Origin of the sequence: Burkholderia sp. AcTa6-5 (genome assembly GCF_017815075.1) — a bacterium.
Taxonomy (GTDB): domain Bacteria; phylum Pseudomonadota; class Gammaproteobacteria; order Burkholderiales; family Burkholderiaceae; genus Burkholderia; species Burkholderia sola.
On sequence record NZ_JAGIQE010000021.1, the window covers coordinates 69,824 to 86,969 of the forward strand.

General features: G+C 67.3%; 15 protein-coding genes and 1 tRNA gene. 6 read left to right on the forward strand and 10 right to left on the reverse strand.

What is annotated here, in order from left to right:
- Nucleotides 1-120 precede the first annotated feature (120 nt).
- The gene (locus J8I33_RS25115) at nucleotides 121-1,419 is read right to left on the reverse strand and encodes a cytochrome c (RefSeq protein WP_050014602.1); all 1,299 of its coding nucleotides are present in this window, start codon (nucleotides 1,417-1,419) and stop codon (nucleotides 121-123) included.
- Between the two features lie 19 nt (nucleotides 1,420-1,438).
- Entirely contained in the window at nucleotides 1,439-2,203 is a 765-nt protein-coding gene (locus tag J8I33_RS25120) for a c-type cytochrome (RefSeq protein WP_050014600.1), read from the reverse strand.
- Nucleotides 2,204-2,605: 402 nt separating this feature from the next.
- On the opposite strand from J8I33_RS25120, the gene J8I33_RS25125 reads away from it, so the two are divergent.
- Nucleotides 2,606-3,538 carry a CopD family protein gene (locus J8I33_RS25125; protein WP_050014599.1) on the forward strand — a complete coding sequence of 311 codons (933 nt, stop codon included), beginning with the start codon at nucleotides 2,606-2,608 and terminating at the stop codon, nucleotides 3,536-3,538.
- A 148-nt stretch (nucleotides 3,539-3,686) separates the two neighbouring features.
- Here the strand turns inward: J8I33_RS25125 and dgoD are convergent, their stop codons facing one another.
- The gene (gene dgoD / locus J8I33_RS25130) at nucleotides 3,687-4,835 is read right to left on the reverse strand and encodes a galactonate dehydratase (protein WP_050014598.1); all 1,149 of its coding nucleotides are present in this window, start codon (nucleotides 4,833-4,835) and stop codon (nucleotides 3,687-3,689) included.
- Between the two features lie 125 nt (nucleotides 4,836-4,960).
- On the opposite strand from dgoD, the gene J8I33_RS25135 reads away from it, so the two are divergent.
- A complete protein-coding gene (locus J8I33_RS25135; RefSeq protein ID WP_209939373.1) occupies nucleotides 4,961-5,665 on the forward strand; it encodes a FadR/GntR family transcriptional regulator in 705 nt (234 codons plus the stop codon).
- 39 nt (nucleotides 5,666-5,704) lie between these two features.
- On the opposite strand, the gene J8I33_RS25140 is transcribed toward J8I33_RS25135, so the two are convergent.
- Entirely contained in the window at nucleotides 5,705-5,950 is a 246-nt protein-coding gene (locus J8I33_RS25140) for a DUF1272 domain-containing protein (RefSeq protein WP_006483256.1), read from the reverse strand.
- Between the two features lie 148 nt (nucleotides 5,951-6,098).
- On the opposite strand from J8I33_RS25140, the gene J8I33_RS25145 reads away from it, so the two are divergent.
- Nucleotides 6,099-6,446, forward strand: coding sequence for a GFA family protein (locus tag J8I33_RS25145; RefSeq protein WP_050014595.1), 348 nt, complete (start codon nucleotides 6,099-6,101; stop codon nucleotides 6,444-6,446).
- 39 nt (nucleotides 6,447-6,485) lie between these two features.
- Here J8I33_RS25145 and J8I33_RS25150 read toward each other — a convergent pair whose 3' ends face one another.
- Nucleotides 6,486-9,593, reverse strand: coding sequence for a transglycosylase domain-containing protein (locus J8I33_RS25150; protein ID WP_209939363.1), 3,108 nt, complete (start codon nucleotides 9,591-9,593; stop codon nucleotides 6,486-6,488).
- A gap of 247 nt (nucleotides 9,594-9,840) precedes the next feature.
- Nucleotides 9,841-10,728, reverse strand: coding sequence for a LysR family transcriptional regulator (locus J8I33_RS25155; protein WP_209939364.1), 888 nt, complete (start codon nucleotides 10,726-10,728; stop codon nucleotides 9,841-9,843).
- A gap of 582 nt (nucleotides 10,729-11,310) precedes the next feature.
- On the opposite strand from J8I33_RS25155, the gene J8I33_RS25160 reads away from it, so the two are divergent.
- Nucleotides 11,311-11,595: a PAAR domain-containing protein gene (locus J8I33_RS25160; RefSeq protein WP_050014589.1), complete on the forward strand. Its 285-nt coding sequence runs from the start codon at nucleotides 11,311-11,313 to the stop codon at nucleotides 11,593-11,595.
- Between the two features lie 58 nt (nucleotides 11,596-11,653).
- Here the strand turns inward: J8I33_RS25160 and J8I33_RS25165 are convergent, their stop codons facing one another.
- Together J8I33_RS25165 and J8I33_RS25170 are read right to left on the reverse strand one after the other, a co-directional pair.
- The gene (locus J8I33_RS25165; protein WP_069621228.1) at nucleotides 11,654-11,965 is read right to left on the reverse strand and encodes a cupin domain-containing protein; all 312 of its coding nucleotides are present in this window, start codon (nucleotides 11,963-11,965) and stop codon (nucleotides 11,654-11,656) included.
- A gap of 59 nt (nucleotides 11,966-12,024) precedes the next feature.
- On the reverse strand, nucleotides 12,025-12,708 hold the full coding sequence (locus tag J8I33_RS25170; RefSeq protein WP_209939365.1) for a DJ-1/PfpI family protein: 684 nt from the start codon (nucleotides 12,706-12,708) through the stop codon (nucleotides 12,025-12,027).
- A gap of 116 nt (nucleotides 12,709-12,824) precedes the next feature.
- Here J8I33_RS25170 and J8I33_RS25175 point away from each other — a divergent pair, with 116 nt between their 5' ends.
- Together J8I33_RS25175 and J8I33_RS25180 are read left to right on the forward strand one after the other, a co-directional pair.
- Nucleotides 12,825-13,799: a GlxA family transcriptional regulator gene (locus J8I33_RS25175; RefSeq protein ID WP_050014583.1), complete on the forward strand. Its 975-nt coding sequence runs from the start codon at nucleotides 12,825-12,827 to the stop codon at nucleotides 13,797-13,799.
- Between the two features lie 175 nt (nucleotides 13,800-13,974).
- Nucleotides 13,975-14,949 (forward strand): LysR family transcriptional regulator, encoded by a 975-nt coding sequence (locus J8I33_RS25180; RefSeq protein ID WP_209939366.1) that lies wholly within the window; start codon nucleotides 13,975-13,977, stop codon nucleotides 14,947-14,949.
- Nucleotides 14,950-15,054: 105 nt separating this feature from the next.
- On the opposite strand, the gene J8I33_RS25185 is transcribed toward J8I33_RS25180, so the two are convergent.
- Nucleotides 15,055-15,131, reverse strand: a tRNA-Met gene (locus tag J8I33_RS25185).
- 159 nt (nucleotides 15,132-15,290) lie between these two features.
- Nucleotides 15,291-16,949: an MFS transporter gene (locus J8I33_RS25190; protein ID WP_050014581.1), complete on the reverse strand. Its 1,659-nt coding sequence runs from the start codon at nucleotides 16,947-16,949 to the stop codon at nucleotides 15,291-15,293.
- Between the last annotated feature and the right edge of the window lie 197 nt (nucleotides 16,950-17,146).

Here is a 17,146-nt window from a genome sequence, read left to right on the forward strand (position 1 = left end):
TTTATGATCGGCGATGCATCGCGCGGCCCGCGCGGCAAACCTGCATCGCAAAACAGCCAAAAAGCAAAAGGGCGCGGCCGCGGTTTCCCGCAGCCGCGCCCCGTTTGTGTGAGCCGCTTCTTAGTCGAGCGGCGCGGAACGCAGGTCGCTCACCTGTTGCGGCGAGATCGGCGTACCGTTGTTACCCCAAGACATCCGGATATACGTGACGACCGCCGCGACTTCCTGGTTCGACAGCGACTGCGCGAACGGCGGCATCCCGTACGGACGCGGATTCTTGAACGTGCTCGGCGGGTAGCCGCCATTCAGCACCATGCGGATCGGGTTGACGGCCGATTCCATCATGATCGAGTGGTTGCCCGCGAGCGGCGGATAGGCCGGCGGCTTGCCCGCGCCGTTTTCGGCGTGGCAGGTCGCGCAGTTGTCCGCGTAGATCTTCTTGCCCTGGTCGAACAGCGCGTTGCCGAACTGCTTCGACGGCTCGTACTGCATGTTCTTCGGCGCTTCGGCTTTCTGCGGGATCGACTTCAGGTACGTCGACATCGCGCGCGTATCTTCGTCGGTCATGTACTGCAGGCTGTTGTGGACCACGTCCGCCATCGGGCCGAACACCGCGCCCTTCTGCGACACGCCGGCCTGCAGCAGGTCGGACAGCTCCTGCACGTGCCAGTCGCCGAGGCCGAGCTCCTTGTCGTTCGTCAGCGACGGCGCATACCAGTTCTGCAGCGGGATCAGGCCGCCGGCGAACGCCGACGAGCTCACCGGGCCGCCCATCATGTTGATCGACGTGTGGCACATCGAGCAGTGGCCGAGGCCTTCGACGAGATACGCGCCGCGGTTCCATTCGACCGACTTCGTCGGATCCGGCTTGTATTCGCCTTCCTTGAAGAACAGCGTGCGCCAGCCGATCAGCAGGTTGCGGTTGTTGAACGGGAACTTCAGTTCGTGCGGACGGCTCGGCACCGACACCGGCGCGACCGAACGCAGGTACGCGTAGATCGCGTCCGAATCGGCGCGCGTGACCTTCGTGTAGCTCGCGAACGGGAAGCCCGGGTACAGCAGGCTGCCGTCCTTCGAGCGACCGGTGTGCATCGCGCGGTAGAAGTCGTCCGACGTCCACTTGCCGATACCGTTCTGGTCGTCCGGCGTGATGTTCGGCGTGTACATCGTGCCGAACGGCGTCGCCATCGGCAGGCCGCCCGCGAAGGACTTGCCGCCGCGCACGGTGTGGCACGCGATACAGTCGCCGACGCGCGCGAGGTATTCGCCCTTCTTGATCAGCGCGGCCTGGTCGGCCGGCGTGGCCGCGACGGCGGCAGCGCCGTGCAGCGTGTCGTTGCCCGGCCACAGGACCGGCACGAGGGCGGCAGCCGCGACGATCGCGACGGCCGAGAGTGCAAACAGGGACTTGCGTTTCATTGTGTCTGTCTCCCTTGCCTTATTGCGGTTCGCTGCCGCAGGCGAGCGGAGTCTTCATCGAACGCGCCGGGGCCGGCACGGGGTTGGCGGGCGCCGGTTGCGCGGCGAGCCACGCGGTCACGGCCGTCACGTCTTCGTCGGAAAGCTTCGCGGCGATGTCGTGCATGCAATCGGGCGCCTTCGCGTGGCGGTTGCCCGAGCGCCATGCGCCGAGCTGCGCGCTCAGGTAATCGGCGTGCAGGCCGACGAGGCCCGGGATCGCCGGCTGCATGCCGGTCAGCCCTGCGCCGTGGCAGGCCACGCAGGCCGGCAGCTTGCGGGACGGGTCGCCCTGCGTGACGAGCTGCTTGCCGCGTGCGAGCGTCGCGGCCGGCAGCGTCGGCTTCGCCGGCGTCGGGTACGGCGGACGTTCGGCCGAGAAGTGCTCGGCGATTTCCTTCAGGTAATCGTCGTTCAGGTACGTCAGCAGATAGTTCATCGGCGGGTACTTGCGCCGGCCGTCACGGAAGTTGACGAGCTGGTTGTACAGGTACTCGGCCGGCTTGCCGGCAAGACGCGGGAAGTAGTCGTTGTCCGTGCCCTGGCCGTGAACGCCGTGGCATGCAGTACAGCCGCGCACGCGCTCGGCCATGGTATCGGGTGCCTTGAGCGGCGCCTGCTGGGCGTGCGCTTGCTCCGTGGGCTTGGTCTGCGCTTGGGCAGCGCTCATAAGGCCCGCGCCGCCGATCATCAGAACGGCGAGCAGCGGACGGAAGAGGCGTCTTGAAGACACACGAGACTCCATGTTTATTCGTCGGGGACCTTGTCCGGGCTACGATCGGCTCGGCGCATGGACGGCAGGACAGCCGGGCTGCTGCGACGCGGCATTCTATCATCGATGGGTAATGACGGCTATTTGGCAAAAGGACATCGGTTCCTGTCCGTTTGCGACTTGCGACAATTTGACGCGCATTGCGCCGGGGTCATGTGAACCGGCGTGCGTTTTCCCCATCGAAGACCGTACACTCGCGGGTCGCGCGGCGCCGCCTCCGCCGCAGGTCCAGTCATTTCTCCCGTTTCCGGATTCATCGATGACGTTTTCTACCGTGCCGTTGCCTGCCTCCTGCTGTCCGTCCCGCTGTCCGTCCCGCTGTCCGTCCCGGTGCCGCCGCACTGCCGGCCTGCCGCTTGCGGGAGGGTGCGCGCGATGAAGTTCGACAGCTTGTGGATCGGTCAGGTCGCGCTCGCGGCGCTGATGGATGCGGCGTTCGCGATGGCGGTCGGCTCGGCGCTGCTCAAGGCGTGGCTCGGCAAGGACGGTGCGCGGCCGGTCATCGCGCCGTCGCACCCCGCCTGGCTGCGCGCGCAACATTCGCTGGTCGCGGCGGCGCTGGCGCTGGTGCTCGCCGATCTCGGCTGGCTCGTCTACGAGGCCGCGACGATGAGCGGCGCGGGGCTCGGCGGCGCGTTCGCCGCGATTCCCGTCATGCTGATGCAAACGCATACGGGCTTCGCGTGGAGCGTCGCGTTCGCCGGCGCGCTGCTGCTCGCGATCGTCGCGCTCGCGAAGCCGGACGGCCCGGTCGCGCATGCAGTGCTGTGGCTCGCGGTGATCGTGGTCGCGGCCGGCAAGGCGTCGCTCGGCCATGCGGCCGACAGCGGCGTGCTGTCCGCGGCGGTCGGCGTGCAGACGCTGCACCTGCTGGCCACCGCCGTATGGGGCGGCCTCGTGCTCGCGGGCGGGCTCGCGGTGTTGCCGGCGCTCGGGACGTCGGTCGCGCGCGGCGCGCTGATCCGCATCGGCCAGCACCTGTCGCGCACGTCGATCGTCGCGGTCGTCTTCGTGCTCGGCACCGGCGTGCTCAACGCGATCCGCGGGCTCGGCGGCTCGCTCGCGCCGCTCGACGGCAGCACGTGGGGGCGCGTGTTGCTGCTGAAGTTGCTGCTCGTCGCGCTCGCGCTCGTGCTCGGCGGGCTCAACCGCTTCTCGGCGCTGCCGCGCCTGCGCCGCACCGCGTCGACCGAGGACGCGTACACGTTCCGCAACATCCTGCATCTCGAAGGGATGACGATGATCGGCGTGTTCGTGGCGGCGGCCGTGCTGTCGTTCAGCGTGCCGGGGTTCGCGGCGCTCGGCTGACGGCCGAACGGCGCAGGGCGCAGGGCGCTGGCGCGCGCCGCTGGCGTGGCGCGGATGCAAGAACGGCCGCCTTGTCGGGCGGCCGTGTCGAACGCATTGCGCGGCGCGCGCCGCACCCCGCGTCTTTCTTATTTATCTCACGCGTTCATCACCACTCGGCGACGCTGCCGTCCGCGTGGCGCCACACCGGGTTGCGCCAGCGATGGCCGGTCTTCGCCATCTCGCGCACCTTCTCCTCGTTCACGTCGATGCCGAGCCCCGGCCCTTGCGGGATCGCGACGAAGCCATCGTCGTAGCGGAACACCTCGGGGTTGCGCAGATAGTCGAGCAGGTCGTTGCCCTGGTTGTAGTGGATGCCGAGGCTCTGTTCCTGGATGAACGCGTTGTAGCTGATCGCGTCGAGCTGCAGGCACGCGGCGAGCGCGATCGGCCCGAGCGGGCAATGCAGCGCGAGCGCGACGTCGTAGCTTTCCGCGAGCGTCGCGATCTTGCGGCACTCGGTGATGCCGCCCGCGTGCGATGCGTCCGGCTGGATGATGTCGACGTAGCCGCCCGCGAGGATGTGCTTGAAGTCCCAGCGCGAGTACAGCCGCTCGCCGAGCGCGATCGGCGTGTTGGTCTGGTTGACGATGTCGCGCAGCGCCTCGGCGTTCTCCGACAGCACCGGCTCCTCGATGAACATCAGCTTGTACGGGTCGAGTTCCTTCGCGAGCACCTTCGCCATCGGCTTGTGCACGCGGCCGTGGAAGTCGACGCCGATCCCGACGTGCGGGCCGACCGCGTCGCGCACCGCCGCGACGTTCGCGATCACCTGTTCGACCTTGTCGTAGGTGTCGACGATCTGCAGTTCCTCGGAGCCGTTCATCTTCACGGCCTTGAAGCCGCGCTCGACCACCGCGCGCGCATTGTTCGCGACGTCGCTCGGCCGGTCGCCGCCGATCCATGAATACACCTTGATGCGGTCGCGCACCTGGCCGCCGAGCAGCGCGTGCACGGGCACGCCGTGATGTTTGCCCTTGATGTCCCACAGCGCCTGGTCGACGCCCGCGATCGCGCTCATCATGATCGGGCCGCCGCGGTAGAAGCCCGCGCGGTACATCACCTGCCAGTGATCCTCGATCAACAGCGGGTCGCGGCCGACCAGGTAGTCGGCCAGTTCCTGCACGGCGGCCTCGACCGTGTGCGCGCGGCCTTCGACGACGGGCTCGCCCCAGCCGATGATGCCCTCGTCGGTTTCGATCTTGAGGAACAGCCAGCGGGGCGGGACGACGAACGTTTCGAGGCGGGTGATTTTCATGACGCGTGTCTCCATGATTGACCGGCGCGCCCGCGCGGGCGCGGCGCACGATCCGTGCTTTCGCGGTTATCCTAGCGTAGTCCAATAAAAAATAGTATTAATAGCATTAATGTGCAGATAGTGGGCTGCCCGCCCGACGGAGAACGATCATTCAACGCGACCTGCATGGACAGACGGCCTTCCGGCTCGCGACGGCGATCCTGCGCGGAGACTATCCGCCCGAATCGCTGCTGCCGAGGGAACCCGACCTGATGGAGATGTACGGCGTGAGCCGCACGGTGATGCGCGAGGCGCTGCGCACGCTGACGTCGAAGGGGCTGGTCGAATCGCGCCCGAAGGTCGGCACGCGCGTGCGGCCGCGCCGTGCGTGGAACCTGCTCGATGCCGACCTGCTCGACTGGTATGCGCGCGTCGCGCCGCCGCTCGCGTTTGCGCTGAAGCTGCAGGAAATGCGCGAGATGATCGAGCCGCACGCGGCTGCGCTCGCCGCGCGCACCCATACGCCCGAAGCCTTCGACGCGATCGACGGCGCGGTGCGCGCGATGGCCGCCGCGCGCAACGTCGACGAATGGGTACGCGCCGACCTGCACTTTCACCTGAGCGTGCTGGAGGCCGGCGGCAATGAGCTGCTGGTGCCGCTCGGCGCGCTGATCGATCGCACGCTCGAGGCGCAACTGCAGCTGAACGCGCGCCGGGCGGACGTGTACAACGCGTCGCTTGCCGAGCACACGGCCGTCAGCGACGCGATCCGCGTGCGCGACGAAGACGGCGCGCGCCGCGCGATGGCGACGCTGCTCGCGGTGACGCGCGCGCGGATCGAGATGTCGTGACGGAGCGGGGCGAGGCGGCCCCCGCGCCGCGCCGTGTCGTCAGGCGTTCGCGCAGCCGCCCGGCTTGTGGATGCGTTCCGTCGACGGCGGGTACTTCGCGAGCAGGCTCGCCGGCCGCCGCGGCCGCGCGACCAGGTCGCCGCCGCAGTTCGGGCAGCGGCCCTTCAGCACGTCGTCGGCGCAGGTCGCGCAGAACGTACATTCAAATGTACAGATGCGCGCTTCCGCCGAATCGGGCGGCAGGTCCTTGTCGCAGCATTCGCAGCCGGGGCGCAGTTCGAGCATGAGGGTCTCCTGGGTCGATGACGGATGGGCGCCGCCCGGACATTGCGTGCGGCGCGTGCGAGCGCTACTGTACGCGTTTGGATCGGCCCGGCCAACGGCGTCCCGCCCGGGCGCCGGCGCTGCGCACGGGCTGCACCGGGAGACGACCATGCTTTATCGCGGAAGCTGCCATTGCGGCGACGTGACGTTCGAGGCGGAAGGCGACCTGCAGGGCGTGATGGCGTGCAACTGCTCGATCTGCCAGCGCAAGGGCGCGCTGATGTGGTTCGTGCCGCGCGACCACATGAAGCTGCTGACGCCCGACGAAAATCTCGCGACCTACCTGTTCAACAAGCACGTGATCCGGCATCGCTTCTGCAAGCGGTGCGGGATTCATGTATTCGGCGAAGGCGTCCATCCGGACGGCACCGCAATGGCCGCGATCAACGTGCGCTGCGTCGAGGGCGTTGATCTCGACGCGCTGCCCGTCACGCACTACGACGGCCGCTCGCGCTGAGCGGCGCGCGGTTGCGGGCGCCTGCGCGGCGCAATCGGATCAGGAGGGTTGCACGGCCGCCGCGTTCGGCGCAGGCGTTTCCGCTTGCGGCGCCGGGCCGGCGGTGCGCGTGCCGGCGTCGGCCGGGCGTTCGATCAGCGGCGCGAGCGCCGGCGCCATCGACTTCAGCAACTGCACGGCCATCGCGCTCGTGAAGTCGTAGCGCGCCGCATACGGCTCGTGCGCGGTCGCCGTCAGCACGCCGAAGAACCGGTCGCCGATCGCGAACACGAAGGTGCCGCTGCGGTTGACCTTGCGCGACTCGATCAGCCGCGCGCCGCGCGCATAGATGTTGAAGCGCTGGTCGCCCGTCCCGGTCTTGCCGTACACGTCGAGCGTCTTGCCGTCCGGCAGCGTGAGCCCGCCCGCGAGGCGGCGCGCGGTGCCGTGGAGCACGACGTCGCGCAGCAGCGTGTGCGCGACGTTGACGATCTCCGGCGCCAGCATCGGCTGCGGCTGCGCGGCCGCGCGCACGAAGCGGGTTTCGTACGGCGTGCCCTTCGCGAAATCGAGCCGTGTGATCGTCTCGGTCGGCGCCTTCTGGCCGCCGTTCGCGATCAGGCCGATCAGTTTCGCGAGCGCGTCGGGCTGGTCGCCCGAGGCGCCGATCGCGGCCGCGTAGGACGGCGTCACCTCCGCGAACGGGTAGCCGAGCGCGCGCCACGACTTCGTGATTTCCGCGTACGCGCGCAGCTCGACCATGCGGCGGATGCGGCGGTCCTGCGTCGCGTGGTAGCGGGTCTTGTACAGCCACGAATACGTGTAGAAACGCGCATCGCGACTGTCGCGCTGCACGTCGGCGAGCGACGCGGCCGGATGTGCGCGCAGGTAGTTGAGCGTCCACAGCGCGAGCGGATGAACGCTCGCGATATAGCCGCGATCGTTGAGGTTGAAGCGGTCGATCGCGTACTTCGCGTAGAGCGCGGCGAGATCGTCGTCGGACAGCGTCGCGGCCGGCGTGCCTTTCAGTTGCGCGCGCATCTGCGCATCGAACCATGCAAGCGATTCGTTCGGCGCGACGCTGCGCAGCACCGTCGCGAGCTTCGGCGGCGACTTGCGTACGTCGCGCAGCATCAGCGCGAGCGCGTCGTCGGGCGCCTTGCCCGCATAGCGCGTGTAGTAGCGCTTCACGTAGACCTGGCTTTCGCCGTCGACGAATTGCTGCAGGTAATGCTGGCGCTGCGCGGGATCGTTGAGCCACGACGACGACGGGCCGGCCGCCTGCAGCGTTTCGTAGTGAACGATGTCGCGCATCAGCCGCACGAACACGAGGTTGACCGAGTGCTCGAACGCCGCGTGCAGCGTCAGGATGCGGCCGTTGTCCGACTTTTCGAAGTTCGAGAATACCTGCGCGCCGCCGCCCGTGTAGAACACGTCCGGACTCGCCGAATACTTGCGTTCGACGGACGCATCCAGCATCGCCTGCAGCGAGCGGTCGCGCGTATGCGACAGGTAGTCGAGCGCCCAGCGCGACAGCCCGTCGATCGGATCCGGTTTCACGCGCGCCAGCTCCGCGTTCGACAGGTTCGCATAGCGCGCATGCAGGTCGGCGACGATCTGCAGGTACGTGATCAGCGTGCGCAGCTTCGCGGTCGAGCCGAGGTTGATGCGGCCGCCGCGGTTCACGTCGAACGGCTGGTTCACGCTGTCGGTCTGTACGCGCAGCATGTTCGCGCCGTTGCGGTGCTCGTACAGCGTGAAGCTGTACGTGAGGTGCGACGGGTCGTCCTTCGGCGCCAGCATCTCGAAACCGTACAGGCCGGCGGCCTGCGCGCCGTCGCGCGTCGATGCCCGCGCGAGCCGCTCCGCGACCGCCTGCTGCACGCCGTTGTCGAGCGTGCTGGTGGCCTGCAGATCGAGCTGGTCGAGCTGGTACAGGTCGCTGATGCCGAGCGCCGACAGCAGCGACGCGCGCGCGGAGGTCACGGCCTTGCGCGACACGAACGACTGCACGCGCGCGGCGGCCGGCGGCGCGCTGCGTTCGATCTGCGCGGCGAGCGCGGCATCGCGCAGCGCGGGCGAGATCACGCCGCCGTTCGACAGCAGCCGCAGGTAGCTGTCGGTCAGCTTCTGCAGCGCCGGATAGCCGCGGTTGAGGAAGTACGACGGCGCGCGCTGCGCGATCAGCAGCGACAGCGCCTCGCGGAACATCTTGCCTTGCTGGTCGACGTTGTCGCCGGTCGTCGGCGCGGAGAGCACCCGGTTCACGTCGTTGAAGTCGCGGCCGTACCACGCGGCGAGGCCGTCGCCGATGCCGGTGATTTCGCCGACGTGCGGCCGCGCGGCGAGCGGCACGGAGTTCAGGTAGCGCACCACGATCGTGCGGCGCGCGAGCATCGTCTGCGGGCCGTTCAGGTACGCGCGCACCGACGCGGACGCGATCTGCCGCAGCTTCTCGGGCGGCGTCGCGGTGCGGCCCTCGGGCGAATGGCGGAATTTCTCGATCTGCGTCGCGAGCGTGCTGCCGCCCGGGCGCGCCTGATGGCGATTGACCACGTGCAGCGCCTGGTCGGCCAGCGCGCGGCTGAAGCGCCCCCAGTCGATCGCCGGGTTGCGGTTCGGTTCGTTCGCATCGAGCAGGTAGCGATCCTCGATGAACAGCAGCGAATCGGTGATCACGCGCGCCACCGTGTCGAAGTCGGCATAGACGCGCTGCGGGAACACGGTCGCGAACAGCGGCGAGCCGGTCGAATCGAACAGCATCAGGCCCGTCTGGTCTTTCTCTTCGTAAGGGAGAAATAGCCCGCGCTCGCCGAGCGACAGCATCCGCTGCGAATCGCGCGCCTGTTCGCTGACGACGAAGCCGCGCGCGAGCAGCCGCTGCTGGAACGCGGGGATCAGCGCGTAGCCGAAGCGCTGGTCGTACGGGCCGTTCCCGGGGAAGCGGATGTGATCGCTCGGCCCCGTCTCGACCGTGTAGCCGACGTCGCGGGTGAGCTCGGACAGGTAGCGCGCCTGCAGCCGGGACGTTTCGATCTCGGTCTGCACCAGCCGCGCGACGATCGCCACCGCGATCAGCAGTGCGGCGAGCAAAGACCACTTGACCCACGTCCAGACCGATGCGGGACCGGTCACGCGCGGGAGGATACGATTCAGCGGCCGATTCATGGCGGCGTCTCCCTGAGGGCGCGGTTGTCCGGCCACACCCCATTAAGGATTAGTGTAGTCCTCCGCGGCGGGCTGCCAAGGCCGGTTGACTACCGAGATGCGCCGGCGCAACAGGCGTGCCCGCGCCGGCCGGGCAACGGGTCGATGGCGGTCGGGGCGCCAGCCGGCGCGGTGCGCCGGCCCTGGGCAGGTCGAGCGGGCGGCGGCGACGCAGCGTGGAAAAATGGTGCGCGATTTCACCGTTCATTCAACTGGTGAAATGCTCGATCAGGTGATCGACGAACAGCCGTGCCTTGCGCGGAAAATGCCGGCGGGTCGGGTACGCGACATTCATCTCGAGGGCTTCGAGCCGATAGCCGGGCAGCAGCGCGAGCAGCCGGCCGTCGTCGAGATCCGGCTTGACGAGGAAATCGGGCAGGACCGCGATGCCCATGCCGGACAGCGCCCAGTTCCGGATCAACCCGACGTTGTTCGACGATGCGGATTTGTTCGGGCGCACGGTGATGCGCGTTTGTTCGTGTTCGAACGACAGGTATTCGCCTGCGAAATCGGCATGGAATGCCAGGCCCGCGTGCGATGCGAGATCGTGCGGATGGGCCGGCGCGCCGTGCCGTTCGACATAGTGCGGCGCCGCGCAGACGATCCGCTTGATGCGCGTGAGCGGGCGCTTCACGAGGGTGTTGTTGCCGATGTGCTGCGACAGCAGCAGCCCGATGTCGAAGCCCTCGGACACGAGGTCGACGTGACGGTCCACGATCGTGACTTCCGGCACGATGGCCGGATGGCGCGTCTTGAACGCGTCGATGGCCGGCGCGAGCACGTGCATGCCGAACATGACCGGCGCGGCGATTTTCAGCGATCCAATCGGTTCGTGATGCATCGAGGCGATCGTTTCCTCGACCCGGTCGATTTCGTCGATCACGTGACGTATCTGCGCCAGATAGAGGTGGCCCGCGTCGGTCAGCGACAGGCTGCGGGTGGTGCGATTCAGCAGGCGCGCGCCGAGCCGATCCTCGATGCTCATCACGAGGCGGGTGGCCGACGAATTGGAGATGTTCAGTTCCGTGGCCGCGCGCGCGAAACTGCGAAGTTCGGCGACCTTGACGAATAGTCGCATCGGTAGGAGTGCGTCCATTTTTTATCGATAAATAGAAAGTGATGACTTGATTCTATCTATCGGTTTGCTGGATTTTAACGGATGTTTTTAGCGAATTATTATTATGGAATCGCGTATTTATCTGGTGTGCGAACGGTATGAGGATGGTGGGTTCCGAGGCATTAAGGTCGTTGAATTGGTGATTTGATTGAGATTGCCATTAAACCTTTTTGACGGATTTGTATTTAGTAATTGTACGAAAATATAGGCTACTTTTCGTTAAAGAATCGGACGTTATCGATGCGATGTGATGCCGAACCGTATACGTCCCTGTTGTGTTGGCAGCTTCGCGCGTTCGTGCCGGCGCACGGCCTCGGTGGAACGGCGGAACGGGTAGTCGCAGGTAATCGGGTTTGGCGCATCGCGGCGCGTGAGCGCGCGTGGCCGCCGGATGGCCGTGCGCGGCGAGCACGTGTTGCAGCGGGCGGCCCACGCCGAGGACCCGTGTCGCGGCCGCGGCCAGCGGTGATATGCTCGCGGGACGCCCGCGACCGACGGGCGGTTTCACGATGCCCGTGCGCGGTTGCGTCGCGCGGCGTTTCCGAGGGAAGAACCGACATCATGAGCCGCAAATTCATTCTGAAGGGCGACACAACCGATCACGGCGGCGTCGTGCTCGAAGGGATCGCCAATTCGTCGTTCGACGGGCGCGAACTCTCCTATCTCGGCGCAGCTGTGTTCTGCGCGGCGTGCAAGTCGCCGGGCGTGATCGTATCGGATGGCGGCGAGCGCACGATGACCGTGATGGGCAAGGTCGTCGCGCTCGAACACGACCTGTGCCAGTGTCTGTGCACGCCGCAGCCGAAACTGATCCCGTCGCAGGCGACCGGGACGATCTCGGGCTGAGCCCCGCCGCGCGCAGGCGGTCGTCGTCCGCGCTGCGTCGAGACACCGATGCCCGCTGTCAGACGCTGCCTGCGGTCTCGATCACGAGGATGCGCGCGGCGCCGAGCGGATGCGCGACGTGCTCGGTGCCGACCGTCGCATGGAAGACGTCGCCCGTCTCGAGCACCGTCGCATGCTCGACGCCTGCGTCGCGGTAGCGCATCTCGACGCGGCCATCGAGCACCGCGAACACCTCCTCGCCGTCGTTCACGTGCCAGCGATACGGCTGGTCGGTCCAGTGCAGCCGGACCGTGATGCCGTTCAGGTTCGCGATGTCGAGCGCGCCCCACGCGCGGTCCGCCGTGAATGCGGCACTCCGGATGATCTTCATCGATGTGTTCTCCGGCACGCGTGTGTGCCGCTTTCCCGTGATTTTTCCGACATCCGCGTTCAGCGCGACGCTGCGCGCAGCGCCTGCTCGACGATCTGCTTGCGCTTCTCGAAGCCGGCGGCCGTCCGTTCGGTGACGCGCGTCACGACCGCAGCCGGCGCGGTATCGGGCGAGCCGGCGTCGAACGGCGGCGCGGGCGCATATTCGAGTTGCAACTGGATCGCCTGCGCTTCTTCGTCGCCGACCAGCTCCGCGGCGATCGTCAGCGCGAAGTCGATGCCGGCCGTCACGCCGCCGCCCGTGACCAGGTTGCCGTCGCGCACGACGCGCTCGCGCACCGGTATCGCGCCCAACGGTTCGAGCAGCGAGTGGAACCGCCAGTGCGTCGTCGCGCGCCGTCCGCGCAGCAGGCCGGCCACGCCGAGCAGCAGCGCGCCCGTGCAGACCGACGTCACGTAGCGCGCGGTGGCCGCGCGCCGTTGCACGAACGCGATCGTTTCGGTATCGAGCAGCAGGTCGTTGATGCCGATCCCGCCCGGGATGCAGATCACGTCGAGCGGCGGGCAATCGTCGAACGTGCAGGTGGGCGCGAGCGCGAGGCCGCTGCTCGACGCGACCGCGTCGCGCGACTTCCACACCAGATGGACGGTCGCGTCGGGCAGCGACGCGAGCACGTCGTGCGGGCCGGTGAGGTCGAGTTGCTGGACGCCCGGAAAGACGAGAAGGCCGATATGCAGGCTCATGCGAGGACTCCGTCGGGAAGGGAACGCGCGCCGTTCGGCACGGGATGGACAGATCGATTCTAGGCGCGTAGTGTTTGGCGAAATTGCCATATCGCCCACGTTTTCAGCCAATCGCCATGCCCGCCGCCGCTCCGCGTTCGATCCTCGTCCTCGCGTTTCCCCGTGCGCAACTGCTCGATGTGACGGGGCCGCTGCAGGTGTTCGCATCCGTCAACGAGCTCGCGCTGGAGCGCGGGCAGCCGGCGCCGTATGCGCCGCGCGTCGTGGCCGTCGAAGCCGGGCCCGTCGAGACGTCGTCGGGCCTCGTCGTGATGGCCGAGTCGCTGCGCGCGGCCGCGCGCCGTCCCGACACGCTGATCGTCGCCGGCGGCAAGGGCGTGCATGCGGCGTCGAAGGATGCGCGGGTGGTGAGTTGGGTGCGGCAGCAGGCCGGGCGCGCGCGGCGCGTGGCGTCGGTCTGCACCGGCGCGTTCCTGCTCGCCGAGGCCGGCCTGCTCGACGGGCGGCGCGCGGTCACGCACTGGGCGCGCTGCGACGAATTCGCGGCGCGCTACCCGAACGTGCGTGTCGAACCGGACCCGATCTTCATCCGCGAAGGCGCGCTGTGGACGTCGGCCGGCGTGACGGCCGGCATCGATCTGGCGCTCGCGCTGGTCGAAGAGGATCTCGGTCGGGCGACCGCGCTCGACGTCGCGCGCGAACTCGTCGTGTTCCTGAAGCGTCCGGGCGGACAGGCGCAGTTCAGCACGATGCTGTCGATGCAGCGCACTGCCGACCGGTTCGGCGAGCTGCACGCGTGGATGGCCGAGCACTTGACGGCCGACCTGTCGGTGCCCGCGCTCGCCGAGCGCGTGAGCATGAGCGAGCGCAGCTTCGTGCGCCACTATCGTGCGGAGACCGGCCGCACGCCCGCGCGCGCGGTCGAGCAGATCCGGGTCGAGGCCGCGCAACGCCTGCTCGGCGAAACGGCGTGGCCCGTCAAGCGGATCGCCGGGCGTTGCGGCTTCGGTACCGAGGAGACGCTGCGACGCAGTTTCGTGCGCGTGCTCGGCGTGTCGCCGCAGGGATATCGCGAGCGGTTCGTGCGGTAACGGACGACGGATGAGCGGGGCCGGAGCAGGCGCTGCGCGGAACTGAACGGAAACCGGTCGGTTTCGAGTCCGAAGCACCGAAACTATTCAGGATTGGACAACAATAGGCGGGGGCTTGTGCCGCGCCCGCCGCGGGCTCTATTCTGTTCCGTTGGTGATTCGAAGGGGAAGCGGCATGGACCGAATCCAGGCAATGGAAGTTTTTACCCGCGTGGTCGACGCGAACAGCTTCACGCGGGCGGCCGACACGCTCGCGATGCCGCGCGCGTCGGTGACGACCATCATCCAGAATCTCGAGGCGCTGCTCGGCGTGCGCCTGATGCACCGGACGACGCGCCGGCTGTCGCTGACGCCGGAGGGCGCCGCGTACTACGAGCATTGCATGAAGATCATCGCGGAGATCGCCGAGGCCGACGCGAGTTTCCAGGCCGGCAACCGCAAGCCGAGCGGCATGCTGCGCGTCCACATGCCGAGTTCGCTCGGGCGGCGCATCGTGCTGCCGTCGCTGTCGATTTTCCGGCAGCGCTATCCGGACATCACGCTCGAGCTGGGGCTGTCCGACCGCTACGTCGATCCGGTCGAGGAGGGCATCGACTGCATGATCCGGGTCGGGCCGCTCGAGGATTCTTCGATGGTCGCGCGGCGCATCGGGATGCTCAAGCGCGTGACGTGCGCGTCGCCCGATTACCTCGCGCGTCACGGCGAGCCGAACGAGATTGCCGATCTCGTCGAGCATCATGCTGTGAATTTCCGCGCGAGCCACGGCGCGCGGGCGATTCCGTGGGTGTTCATGATCGACGGCAAGCCGTTCGAGGTGCGGATGAACGGCAGCGTCACGGTCAACGATTCGGATGCCTACGTGACGTGCGGGCTCGAAGGCTTCGGGATGATCCAGCCGACGCTGTTCATGGTGCTGCCGCACCTGCTCGACGGTTCGCTGGTCGAAGTGCTGCCGGACAGCAATCCGAAGCCGAAGCCGATTTCCATCGTGTATCCGCACAACCGGCATTTGTCGCAGAAGGTGCGCGTGTTTGCGGACTGGATCGCGGAGGTGTTCGAGTCGACGCCGGCGCTGGAGGGTGGGGAGAACTGGCGGGGGAAGGTGGGGGCGGAGGCACGGGATGCGAAGCGCGGAGCGGTGGTGGCGTAGTCGCGGCGCAGCACGCGGCCTGAGGGACGGGCAACGTGCGGCACCGTGTGCGCTGAAGTAATGAAAAAAGCCGCTGTTTCTTTCGAAACAGCGGCTTTTCGCATTTGGTGGCGAATCAGGGATTCGAACCCCGGACCTGCGGATTATGATTCCGTCGCTCTAACCGACTGAGCTAATTCGCCGAAGACCCAAATTATGTCGATCGGCCGGCCGGCTGTCAATACCTTTTTCCATCTTCCCCGAAAAAAGTTGCCGGCGGCCCGTGCCGGCCTCCATCGCGGGCGGGAGCCGGCCAGCGGAAGCAGTGCCTCCGCCGGCCTTTCCCCGCTGCGCAGCCAACATCAATCCTGCGCGTAGATGTCCGAGTCCTTCGTCTCCTTGACGAACAGCAGGCCGATCACGAACGTGGCCAGCGCGATCACGATCGGATACCAGAGCCCCGAATAGATGTTGCCCTTCGCCGCGACGATCGCGAACGCGGTCGCCGGCAGGAAGCCGCCGAACCAGCCGTTGCCGATGTGATAGGGCAGCGACATCGACGTGTAGCGGATCCGCGTCGGGAACATCTCGACCAGCATCGCCGCGATCGGGCCGTAGACCATCGTCACGAAGATCACGAGGATCGTCAGGATCACGATCGTCATCGGCCAGTTGAGTTGCGCCGGGTCCGCCTTGGCCGGGTAGCCGGCCCCCTTCAGCGTCGACGCGAGCGTCTTGTCGAATGCCGCGCCCTGCACCTTCGCGTCGGCCGCCTTGCCGTCGTAGGTCTGGATCACCGTGTCGCCGACCTTGATCTGGGCCGGCGTACCGGCCGGCGCCGCGACGTTCTCGTAGTTCAGGCCGGCCTTCGCGAGCGCGCTCTTCGCGATGTCGCACGAACTCGTGAACTTCGACGTGCCGACCGGGTTGAACTGGAACGAGCAGGCGGCCGGATCGGCGATGACCGTGATCGGCGCCTTCTGCGTCGCGAGTTCGAGCTGCGGGTTCGCGTAGTGCGTGAGCGCCTTGAACAGCGGGAAATAGGTCAGCGCCGCGATCAGGCAGCCCGCGAGGATGATCGGCTTGCGGCCGATCTTGTCCGACAGCGAACCGAAGAACAGGAAAAACGGCGTGCCGATCAGGAGCGCGATCGCGATCAGGATGTTCGCGCTCGCGCCGTCGACCTTCAGCGTCTGCGTGAGGAAGAACAGCGCGTAGAACTGACCCGTGTACCACACCACGGCCTGGCCGGCCGTCAGGCCGATCAGCGCGAGGATCACGATCTTCAGGTTCTTCCACTGGCCGAACGCTTCGGTCAGCGGCGCCTTCGACGTCTTGCCTTCTGCCTTGATGCGCAGGAACACCGGCGATTCGTTCAGTTGCAGCCGGATCCACACCGACACCGCGAGCAGCAGGATCGACGCGACGAACGGCACGCGCCAGCCCCAGCTGCCGAACGCTTCCTCGCCGATGAACGTGCGTACGCCGAGGATCACGAGCAACGACAGGAACAGGCCGAGCGTGGCCGTCGTCTGGATCCACGCGGTGTAGAAGCCGCGCCGGTTGGCCGGCGCATGCTCGGCGACGTAGGTCGCCGCGCCGCCGTACTCGCCGCCGAGCGCGAGGCCCTGCAACAGCCGCATCGCGATGAAGATCACGGGGGCGGCGATGCCGATCGACGCGTAGCCGGGCAGGAAGCCGACCACGAACGTCGAGACGCCCATGATCACGATCGTCACGAGGAACGTGTGCTTGCGGCCGACGAGGTCGCCGAGCCGGCCGAACACGATCGCGCCGAACGGCCGCACCGCGAAGCCGGCCGCGAAGCCGAGCAGCGTGAAGATGAACGCGGCGGTCGGATTGACGCCGGAGAAGAAGCTCTTGCTGATGTAGGCCGCGAGCGAGCCGGCCAGGTAAAAGTCGTACCACTCGAACACGGTGCCGAGCGACGACGCGAAGATCACCTTCTTCTCTTCGCCCGTCATCGGCGAGTGCGAAATTTGCCCGCCTAACGTTGCCATGAATCGTCTCCAAGTCCCTTGATATAGATATGCGGCCGCCGTGGGAGGGGCGGGCCTGTCGACGATTATTGGCACGGAAACTTACGGCCCACTGACTCGCGCGTACAAAACCACTGCGCGTTAACCCGCGTCGAATCGGCCGCTTCGCGCGCCGATCGTGGCGCGAACGGCCGGTAAATCGCCGGTTTCGACGGGGT

Coding starts and splice junctions, on each gene's coding strand:
- J8I33_RS25115 (WP_050014602.1), bottom strand. CDS start 1,419: ATGAAACGCAAGTCCCTGTTTGCACTCTCGGCCGTCGCGATCGTCGCG.
- J8I33_RS25120 (WP_050014600.1), bottom strand. CDS start 2,203: ATGGAGTCTCGTGTGTCTTCAAGACGCCTCTTCCGTCCGCTGCTCGCC.
- J8I33_RS25125 (WP_050014599.1), top strand. CDS start 2,606: ATGAAGTTCGACAGCTTGTGGATCGGTCAGGTCGCGCTCGCGGCGCTG.
- dgoD (WP_050014598.1), bottom strand. CDS start 4,835: ATGAAAATCACCCGCCTCGAAACGTTCGTCGTCCCGCCCCGCTGGCTG.
- J8I33_RS25140 (WP_006483256.1), bottom strand. CDS start 5,950: ATGCTCGAACTGCGCCCCGGCTGCGAATGCTGCGACAAGGACCTGCCG.
- J8I33_RS25145 (WP_050014595.1), top strand. CDS start 6,099: ATGCTTTATCGCGGAAGCTGCCATTGCGGCGACGTGACGTTCGAGGCG.
- J8I33_RS25150 (WP_209939363.1), bottom strand. CDS start 9,593: ATGAATCGGCCGCTGAATCGTATCCTCCCGCGCGTGACCGGTCCCGCA.
- J8I33_RS25155 (WP_209939364.1), bottom strand. CDS start 10,728: ATGGACGCACTCCTACCGATGCGACTATTCGTCAAGGTCGCCGAACTT.
- J8I33_RS25160 (WP_050014589.1), top strand. CDS start 11,311: ATGAGCCGCAAATTCATTCTGAAGGGCGACACAACCGATCACGGCGGC.
- J8I33_RS25165 (WP_069621228.1), bottom strand. CDS start 11,965: ATGAAGATCATCCGGAGTGCCGCATTCACGGCGGACCGCGCGTGGGGC.
- J8I33_RS25170 (WP_209939365.1), bottom strand. CDS start 12,708: ATGAGCCTGCATATCGGCCTTCTCGTCTTTCCGGGCGTCCAGCAACTC.
- J8I33_RS25175 (WP_050014583.1), top strand. CDS start 12,825: ATGCCCGCCGCCGCTCCGCGTTCGATCCTCGTCCTCGCGTTTCCCCGT.
- J8I33_RS25180 (WP_209939366.1), top strand. CDS start 13,975: ATGGACCGAATCCAGGCAATGGAAGTTTTTACCCGCGTGGTCGACGCG.
- J8I33_RS25190 (WP_050014581.1), bottom strand. CDS start 16,949: ATGGCAACGTTAGGCGGGCAAATTTCGCACTCGCCGATGACGGGCGAA.